Genomic DNA, 9,210 nt, shown 5'->3' with positions numbered 1-9,210 from the left:
CTCGGTGAGTGACTGTTCCTGCATACGCAGGGAAGAGAGCATCAGCTCACCGGCCTGGTTTTGCAGCAGTTCACTCATCGCTTCCGCATCCCGGCGCTCAATCAGTCCCTGGAGCGAGGAACCGAACTGCATCAGCTGCCCGGTCAGTGAACGCGCACTGTCCAGCGCCTGCGGGAAGCGCATCGCCGGGATGGCGGCAGACGGTAAGGCTTTGCTGCCACCGGAGGCTGCGGCTGCGGCACTGAGCAGTGCGGCCGGGTCAGCCGGCGCGGCAAAGACCGGCAGCGATAACGGCTGGCCATCAATGGAGAGATTATTACGCAGATTAAACAGGCGCATTTCCAGGGTCTGCCAGTAGCCGAGCAGTTTTTCGTTCTGCTGCGGCAGGAACAGCCCGGTCAGGGTATTGGCAGTACGGACCTCCGGCAGGAGGCCGCCGCTGCGGATACGGCTGATTTCGTCATGGAACTGTTTTGCCTGAGTTTTATCTGCCGCATTACTCAGTGCCGGGTTACTCCAGGCACTACTGATGGCTGTCAGTGGTTTATCGCCCAGCAGCCCCAGTGCCTGCATATACCACATTTTCGCTTCATTGAGGGTATCACGCTCCAACATGCGGTAAGCGCTGTCACCACGGGCAATCAGCAGATCGAGTAGTTTCATCAGCGTGCTGACTTTATAGTGCATCGGGTCATTCTGGGCGACAGCATCCGGGTCAACCGAATCCAGCGGATCGGCGTTCCAGGAGGTATCCTCTTTCAGCGGACGCACGCGCCAGTCACCGGCACCGCTGGCGGCAGGGCGCCAGATATAGCTTAACCAGCGGTTGGCTTCGGTAAAGTTCTGCTCCTGTAACAGACGCATGGCCACCATCATCGGGGTGTAATAGAACAGCTCCCAGAAATAGAGGGCATTGGCGCCGCTGAAGTCCATCGGTTCATCGGGTTGTGACAGGCCGGATACCGATTCAAGGCCGGGGAAGGTGCCGTTGTTGTAGCTTTTATCCAGTGTCCAGCCGTGCGGATTTTCGTTATTCTCCCCGACACGGTGCAAAAAAATGTCTCGAATTTTTTCAGGTAGTGGTTTTTGGTATAGCGGAGAAAGGATGATTCTATCATTAAATTCCGTATTTTTATCGGCTACCGGAATAAAAAGTGTTATCTCTGTATTGGCGTCAACACTGAGTTCGCCACGGTAAATCGCAGTTATGCCGATGGTCATATAAGAGTAACAATAAATCATAAATTTCCGGTCACTGCCATGAATCTCTGAATCATAAGGTTTGAGTGTCAGTGTGACATAGCTCCCTTTGCCCAGCTTGGATTCACGCAGATTTTGGGTTTCCGGTGACAGTATAGCCTCAATTCCGCGGTTGGCACGCTCAATTAACTGGCGGGCAAACAGGGTATTCAGGCGGGTACGGTAAGCACCCCACTCCATGTATTGCGCACCGTCTTCGGTGGTGTGCAGCGATATGGTACGGGTGTCGGCTATAGGCTCTTCATAATGCAGAGAGTAATTCCGTACTCCTGAACAAATTCGATTTTTGTAGTTAATCCTGAGCGTTAAATCCAGTTTACTTTTTTCAACATATTTGGTCACCTTTATACCCGTAATCGGAACTAAATAGGTAATTACAATGGCATTGGTGGTAGCTGATGTTTCGATATTGACAGTGGGTTCGTTAAGAGTTTCAACCATAGTAGTATCATGTAAAAATGACATATTTAAGTCATTGATATATTTCCCGCTGTTCAGGTAAGTTTCCCATCCCCCGGTTGTAATCAAGGCATATATTTTTTTGTTAATGTTATTTCTTATTGTATATTTTATAGGTGCATACAGGTCAGATAGTGTCTCCGTAACCATAAAAAAATAATGGTAATTTTCATCACTGCTTACCCATGATAATACACCTAAGTAATCTGAACCGTTTGATTCTGTCTGTTTAAAAAGATTCAGATTATTACGGACAGATGAAATATCCCCTCCGGCAGGGACACTCAGAAGATAGAGAGTGTAGCGTGAACCGTTAGAATAGATGGTGTCGGTTTTGTGAAGGGTGCAGACCCCTTCGGGGAAAAGGGGGTCTTTTGACTCGTAACTAATTTTTTTAGCACGGTCAGTATACGTTTTCCCCAGGTTAAACTGATAATAAAAGTGGGATCGCAGAGGTGCAGGGATTTCTGCTGGTATGAAACTTAGTGTTATATCAGCGGCTAATTCAACGTATTTCTCATTTCCTCCGGAAATGAGTTTATTATATTTCTCAGTGAGTTCAATAGTAACCTGTTTATTATCGGTCTGCTCCTGTGGTATTATTGTTGAGACATATTTACCGGCTATTCTGCTGATCACATTCAGGACACCAGGACGATCAAGCTGATTTGTGGCGACATGCAGTAATTCATTGATATTATTTGCAGGTGAGACAGTCATATCCGTGGTAACTTGCAGACCAAAATATGTATTATTTTTTGTCGGCGGAACATTATCTATAGTTTCGTTGGTAAAATTATATTTTTCCTGTTTTGTGTAACAGGCAACAGTCAGCGTTTCGTCTTCGCTGTTTTCTGTACAGAGTAATCCTATGCCATGATCGCCGGATAATGTATTTTCGAACGATTTGGTCACATCATAACTGAACGGTGATGCCCAACTGCCGTCATATTTAATATGCGTCAGTTTCAGGGTAAAAGACGAAATCTCCTTTTTACCGTCGTCATCTTTCCGTACTTGTTTTTCAACCCATAACAGATAAAGACGTGAACGGAAAATCACCGGACGCACCATATCCTGATACGGATTAATAGCACAGGTTATTTCTTTCCAGTCACTCCAGGCATTGGCAGCAAAATGACCGTTCTGACATTTGCTGTGATCCGTCTTACGCCAGTAATATTTTTTCGGCTCAGTCTGGCTGGTACCGATAAACCAGGTATTACCTTCATCAATATCAACCGCATCATGATAACCGCTGACCACTTTCAGGTTAGCGACCTGTTCAAAGGCGGTGAGATACTGGCGGAAGCCATCTTCCAGGGTGTCGTTGTTAAGCTCGCTCTGAGAAAGCTGCTCCAGCATGGTGTTCATCATCTCGGTCTGACCAATGCGGATAGTCGGGTCAATATAGTTTTCCGGGTAATACACCAGCTGAGACACACCCGCCCAGGTGCTGTAGCGCTTATTATAGGTATCCCAGTCTTTAAAGAACTGACGCTCAAGCACAGCACTGTCTGCCCCCGGCTCATCACCGGCAACAGTGCGGTTGATATAAAGCTGAATACCGGCAATCGCATCCGCCAGCGGTGTGGTGGTGATTTCAGCACTGACTTTGCCGTCAATCAGCAGTGTACGCCAGATATCATCACGGTTTGCCAGCGGTTTACCCATAACCAGAGAGCGGTACTCTCCGCTGAGGGCTTCACTGAGGCGCGGCTCAGACTGATCCTGCAGTTGTTTTGTCTGCTGTTCGTTCAGTCCGGCCTGTAATTTTCCGGCGACGGTAGTCAGTTCGCTGTAGGTCGGGGTCGTTTTTTCGGTGATGGTGAAGAGGCTGGTAAATTCTTCCGGCAGAATATGGAGGGTATCAGCCATATCAATACAGGCCGGTAATTTCGCCAGTTGCTTCCAGGTAGTGATGTAGGTGTTAAGATCAATACCCAGTGCACCAAGAATAATCGTATAAGGAATGTTGGCACAGGATTCCAGATCCGAAACGCTAAGAGCCCTTTTATTCAGCTTTTCCAGTACGTTACCGACGTTGTTACCACAGCGGTTGGCCAGACGATGGAACTCACTGATTTCACGCAGCTCTTTTACGGTACTGACGGGGGCGCCTGTTGACAGTATCCGGAGTTCAGCACCACTGAGTGACAGTGTCCGGATAACTAACACCCGTTGTGCCAGAGCCTGGCACCATTTTGCCTGTAAATCCGGAGTTTTATTATTGATCAGCATAACCCAGAAATCACGGGTCAGCGGCACTTTATCCGGATGGTTATTATCCAGCCAGTGCAGCACGGCTTCCCCTTGTTCAGGATTTTCTAATTGCATAGTACCGGCGATCACCGGAGCCATAGTGGCGCGAAGTGTATCTGTATTTTTATTGTCAATACCGGCGTTGCGCAGAGCATCGAGCAGCGTGTTCATTTCGTCTGTTGGCTGATTTGGTGCTGATAAATATGTCAGCAGAGAGAGTGTGTCAGCGGAGATATCCTGCTTGCTCAGCCAACCAGTAGTCTGCCACAGGAAATTAATAATACCCCGACGCTCAGGGTCGTCAAGATTCTTAATAAGCATCTTATGATCGTACATTCCATGTAAAAAAGACAACCGGGAAACGGTGATACCGCAAAGATCAGCAAGTAATTTGACTAAATACATTTCACTGATTCGCCGGAGAGTATTTTCTATCTCCGTGTTACTGGCATTAACCAGCCAGCGTATATCATTTATTTCACTTCGATCTGTCTCTAATGCTCTGAGCAGGTAAGGTAAACGTTTATCTTCACTGTTTCTTGCCGTATTAACCTTTCCCCCCCCCAGCGAATAAACCTCACCATTAAGCGGCGGATTATTAAACATCCGGTCAAACTGGCTGAGCTGCCCGTCATAACTGACAGTGCTGATAGTGGCACCGCTCAGAATTAAAGCATCATCGCTGCTGATATTGTAACGTTTACGGTAGAGCAGAAATTCACAGAAGCGGTGCAGTACGGTTGCGTCTGAATCGGTGTCTTTCAGTTTCAGACGGGTTAATGCACGCTGGGTTTCCGGCGGGGTTATACCGGCGGCTTTGGCCAGGCGCAGGATTTTGTTGAGAAGGAGTAGTGATAAAGGAGAAGCGTATGTTTTAATTATAGCAAAGGTGCTGTTTCCATACCAGCGAGTGCCAATAACAGTGGTGGAAACCGAAATGGTGATTTCTGGTGTTACTTTGGCGGCAGGAATTGTTACCGGGATGCTGTAGTGTTTTCCTTTCTCAATTTTCACTGTACTATCGGAATAAAGATCGTTCGGATAACTCGATGTTGATGTCTGGATTCCGATACGTATTTCGTGAGCATCGTTGTGTAAATAACGTAGACTAAAATTAATACAAAATTGGTTGTCATCCAGCGGAATAAGGTCAATATATTCGAAATTTGCTTTGTCTGAATTTTCATTTTTCAGCTCGGTGTGGGTTAATGTATAAACAATATCATTGCCCGCGTCCTTTGCTTTTATTTTCTGTATTTTATTTTTTCCGTACAGATTGCGTGTATCTTTCAGTGATGAGCCGTACGGAATACCGGATAAATCGGGTTTGTTACTAAAATCCATTCTCGGTAACGCCTGAATCTCATCCCTCGGCAGCCCGTAATAATTTGCCAGCGCATCAAGGTTCATCAGGCTGTCAGTATTGACGCCCGGGAAGTTTTTCTTCAGCAGCGCTTCGGTTGCTGCTTCACTTAATCCGTCTGTCTTTTCTGTCAGAATAGCATACAGTTCCGGTGAGATACCGGCGTATAACGCCATCTGTGCGGCGGATTCCGCACCTTTACTCAGCACATGGTCCGGCAGAACAAAATTCTGTTGTGCCAGGGCGTTACGGATCCCCTCAAACGGCGCGTTATACGGGGTTACACCACTGCGGCGGGAGGTCGCCAGGGTTTCATAATATTTGTTTTTGTCTGTCTGACCGGCTTGCGCCATCAGCGCCGTTTCCAGTTGCTCATTAGCCAGTGACAGGGTGGAAATCTCTTTATCCAGATTTTCCTGAGATAACACCAGCTTAGCCAGGTCAGGACGGCGTTTGTCCAGATTATTGACACTGTCTTTCTGATGCAGGCCACGGGCTTCGCGGTACAACTCAGTCAGATAGCCGGCCGGGGAGAACATGGAAGAGACCGCGCCGGGTGCGGCAAACTCATCGGCACGCGGCATGATAATGTCGTTATAGCCGTACGGCGTCGCGCCGTAAGTGCGGGCAGCGCCCATCTCTTTTTTCAGCAGCGGGTTGGCGCGGGTCAGCGCACGGGCAGTATACAGAATGTTGTTCTGCTGTTCTTTGATTGCCGCGCGGTGAAGTAGTTGCGCTTCTTCACGGGACAAACGGCTGCCCGCCAGGCTGCGGACTTCGGCAAGGGACATCGGCATAAAATCTGCCAGTGTCACTGTTTCACCACTGCGTTGCTGATTCAGCTTTTCGAGAATTCGGGTTATTTTATCCATCGACAATAGCCTTATAAATATGAAATTTAGTTAATGACACAGAAATGTACCTTTCAGTACTCCGTAAATTTATTGTTAACTGATGTTATGCTTTGCAAACAATGGAATTGTCGGAATATGTCACTGAGGTCGAGTGTCAGTTTTGGAATGAGGATAGTCAATCAGAACGATTAGCATGATGTGCTGACTTTGTGGTGTTTTATTTATTTATTTGATTTTTAAAGCAGAAATGATTTTATTTTCCATGGGGTAATAATAGATTTGAATTATGAATTTATATTTTCATATAGGAATGGCTGTATATCTGATGTTATTCAGGATGCCGCCGGGCGGCAGTCAATAATATGAGCGTAAAGGGGGATACAATATTAATCAGAAAACAGAAGTGAGAACGGTAATAAAGATAAGGGACAGAGAATATTAAAATAATTAACTGCCGGGGAAAGGCAGTTAATTATCAGACGGAGATTTTTTTACCGAGTGCCGGTGTGCGGGATTCCTGGCCGTCAGCGCCGTAAGTCGTCTGGTTATTATGTTTTTTCATAAAATCCAGCCGCTCCTGATTAAACTGCATATGCAGTTTCAGCATCTGATGATTGCGGTAATTCATCTCTTTCAGTGTCAGGGTCAGATCTTTAATCGCATTCCAGACAGTGTGCATGGTTTCATTATTGTCATAAGGTGCACAGAGCCCGGCTTCCTGCTCAAGTGCCTGGCGGCGGGTTTCATTATGGCCGATAGCGGCAACCAGAAACCGTTTCTGTTCCGTGGCTTCCTGAAACGGAGACTGCGGAACACGCGGGTAGCCGAGTAACAACTCTTCATTTTTCATCACCTGATGCAGTGACTGTAAATGAGAGAGTTGTTGATCCAGCAGCGGCAGAAGTTGATCAGTCATTTTTATCGGCGCTGTCCATGGATAACATGCACTCATGCGCATCACGCAGCAGACCGTCAGCGATTTTACCGGCATCCATCCGTAATGTGCCGTCTTTCAGCGCCTGTTTAATTTCTGCCACCCGTGCAGTATTAATGTCGTTTTTACCCGGCGCAAGCAGCTGCTTCTGAAGTTCACTCGGCGAAAATGCGCTTTCGCGGACAGTCTCTTCGGCCTGAACTTTTTTATCGCGCACCGGCGCGGTCAGCTCTTTCGGGTCGCGGTTAGTCACTTTTGTCAGTGCTGAAATCGCGGATGTTTGCTCAATTGCCATATCTGTTTTCCTTTTCCCGATCTGTATGAGATGGAGGGGCGCCTCCCTTGTGCTCATTGTTTATCGGCAATCTTATCTGAAACTTTATAACTAAATTCATCACGCAGCATATAACTACAGTGATACTTTCACGCTGCCGTTTTCAAGGGCTTCACCGCTGACCACCTGACCATTCACCAGCCGGACCCGGATAGTAGTTCCGGCGGCGGCATTATTAATGGCACGGCCTTCATATTTTACCGAGAAATTATCACCATCCGCCATGACAAAAACGCTTTGTCCGGCTTTTATTGCCCAGGGTTTGCGGGTCATGGAGGCGACATAGGTCTGCCCGGCATCAATATTGCGCAGGGCAATGGCACCGCGGAGGGCTATTTTATCGGTAACCGCGCCCGCAGGCAATTTGTGAAGTAAACCGCGTTTTGTGCCGATATCCACAAGCTGAACAGTCTCACCGCGCTGAATCTGACGGGTTGCCACGTAATACTGACCGGTGACATTGACTGTCAGCTGCATAAAAGTGCGTTTTTTCCCGCATAACACCGGCAGTGAAATATTGCCGGTGTTACGTCCGCCCGCAGGCAGTTGCAGTACGGGATCTTTACAGGCGGGCCAGCGGTCGATCGGGGTTTTTATTTCGACAGATACCTGCATGGGTTTCGGGTGCAGCTGCCGGAAGTAATGATTGATCTCTTCCGGTAACCCGGCCTGTGCGGAGGCGGAAAACACCAGTAATCCGCTGATAAACAGGGTGCGGTAACGGGGTGTCATTCTCTTCTCCTTCACAAACGGGATTATTTCTGATGGTCGCAGTTTACGCAATTTCCTCACTGTTGAATCCGGTAAATAGGTTGGTTATTTCGCGTTTATCCTGCCATTAGATTTTCACGGGACGGATAATATACCTGTCACTAAAACAGGCGTAACACATCAACAGAGGGCAGACATGCTTGATAAGTTAAATGCCACGTTTGCATTTCAGCAGCAGGCTCTTTCGCTGCGGGAAACGCGTCAGACAATCCTGGCATCCAATATTGCCAATGCGGATACCCCCGGGTATCAGGCACGGGATATCGATTTCAGCCGCCAGCTGAAACAGGCGATGAATAACGGCACGGTGAAGAACGGCGGTCTGGCGATGGCAGTGACCGCGAAAGGTCATATCAGCGGACACGGTGCCGCAACACCGTCAGCGGTTGATCTGAAATACCGGGTGCCGTATCAGACATCGATGGACGGCAATACCGTGGATATGGATGTTGAACGCAGTCAGTTTGCTGATAACACCCTGAAATATCAGGCTGACCTGACCTTTATTAACAGCCGCGTGAAAAGCATGCTGGCCGTCTTACAGCAAGGGTAATTCTGATGGCACTACTGAGTATTTTTGATATTTCCGCCTCCGCACTGACCGCGCAGTCCCAGCGTCTGAACGTCAGCGCCAGTAACATGGCGAACGCCGAAAGTGTGGCAGGGCCGGATGGCGAACCGTACCGCGCGAAACAGGTAATGTTTCAGACCGCGCCGCAGGGGCGCTATGACATCGGCGGCGTGAAAGTCAGCCAGTTGATTGAAGACCCGGCTCCGCCGCGTCTGGAGTACAAACCCGGTCATCCGCTGGCGGATGAAAAGGGCTATGTGCGGATGCCGAATGTGGACACTGTGGGTGAAATGATTAACACCATTTCCGCCTCCCGCAGTTATCAGGCAAACCTGGAAGTGATGAACACAGCCAAAGTGCTGTTGCAGAAAACCTTAACCCTCGGACAGTAACGGAGTGAGT

At 48.1% G+C, this 9,210-nt stretch carries 6 protein-coding genes; 2 read left to right on the top strand and 4 right to left on the bottom strand.

The genetic code is table 11. The features are described from left to right. The 4 genes from X965_RS13645 to flgA all read right to left on the bottom strand — a co-directional run. Window positions 1-6,216: neuraminidase-like domain-containing protein (locus X965_RS13645; RefSeq protein WP_036418448.1), on the bottom strand; the 6,216-nt coding region annotated here is incomplete at its 3' end. Between the two features lie 457 nt (window positions 6,217-6,673). Continuing rightward, window positions 6,674-7,114, bottom strand: a complete 441-nt coding sequence (locus X965_RS13640) for a flagella synthesis protein FlgN (RefSeq protein WP_036418446.1) — start codon at window positions 7,112-7,114, stop codon at window positions 6,674-6,676. Beyond that, window positions 7,107-7,427 (bottom strand): flagellar biosynthesis anti-sigma factor FlgM, encoded by a 321-nt coding sequence (gene flgM, locus X965_RS13635; RefSeq protein WP_004240024.1) that lies wholly within the window; start codon window positions 7,425-7,427, stop codon window positions 7,107-7,109. The genes X965_RS13640 and flgM overlap by 8 nt, the downstream gene beginning before the upstream one ends. Window positions 7,428-7,541: 114 nt before the next feature. After that, window positions 7,542-8,198 (bottom strand): flagellar basal body P-ring formation chaperone FlgA, encoded by a 657-nt coding sequence (gene flgA / locus X965_RS13630; protein WP_004236843.1) that lies wholly within the window; start codon window positions 8,196-8,198, stop codon window positions 7,542-7,544. Window positions 8,199-8,373: 175 nt separating this feature from the next. Between flgA and flgB the strand changes: the two genes are divergently transcribed. Continuing rightward, window positions 8,374-8,790: a flagellar basal body rod protein FlgB gene (flgB, locus tag X965_RS13625; RefSeq protein ID WP_032098796.1), complete on the top strand. Its 417-nt coding sequence runs from the start codon at window positions 8,374-8,376 to the stop codon at window positions 8,788-8,790. A 5-nt stretch (window positions 8,791-8,795) separates the two neighbouring features. Further along, entirely contained in the window at window positions 8,796-9,200 is a 405-nt protein-coding gene (gene flgC / locus X965_RS13620; protein WP_004240027.1) for a flagellar basal body rod protein FlgC, read from the top strand. Window positions 9,201-9,210: the final 10 nt, after the last annotated feature.

The organism is Morganella sp. EGD-HP17, assembly GCF_000512315.2.
Classification (GTDB): domain Bacteria; phylum Pseudomonadota; class Gammaproteobacteria; order Enterobacterales; family Enterobacteriaceae; genus Morganella; species Morganella morganii.
The sequence above is the reverse complement of the archived record's forward strand: the minus strand, read 5'-3'. Positions and strand labels throughout refer to the sequence as shown.

Bases quoted from the DNA above. Each gene is read 5' to 3' on its own strand.
- X965_RS13640 (WP_036418446.1), bottom strand. From the start codon at position 7,114: ATGACTGATCAACTTCTGCCGCTGCTGGATCAACAACTCTCTCATTTA.
- flgM (WP_004240024.1), bottom strand. From the start codon at position 7,427: ATGGCAATTGAGCAAACATCCGCGATTTCAGCACTGACAAAAGTGACT.
- flgA (WP_004236843.1), bottom strand. From the start codon at position 8,198: ATGACACCCCGTTACCGCACCCTGTTTATCAGCGGATTACTGGTGTTT.
- flgB (WP_032098796.1), top strand. From the start codon at position 8,374: ATGCTTGATAAGTTAAATGCCACGTTTGCATTTCAGCAGCAGGCTCTT.
- flgC (WP_004240027.1), top strand. From the start codon at position 8,796: ATGGCACTACTGAGTATTTTTGATATTTCCGCCTCCGCACTGACCGCG.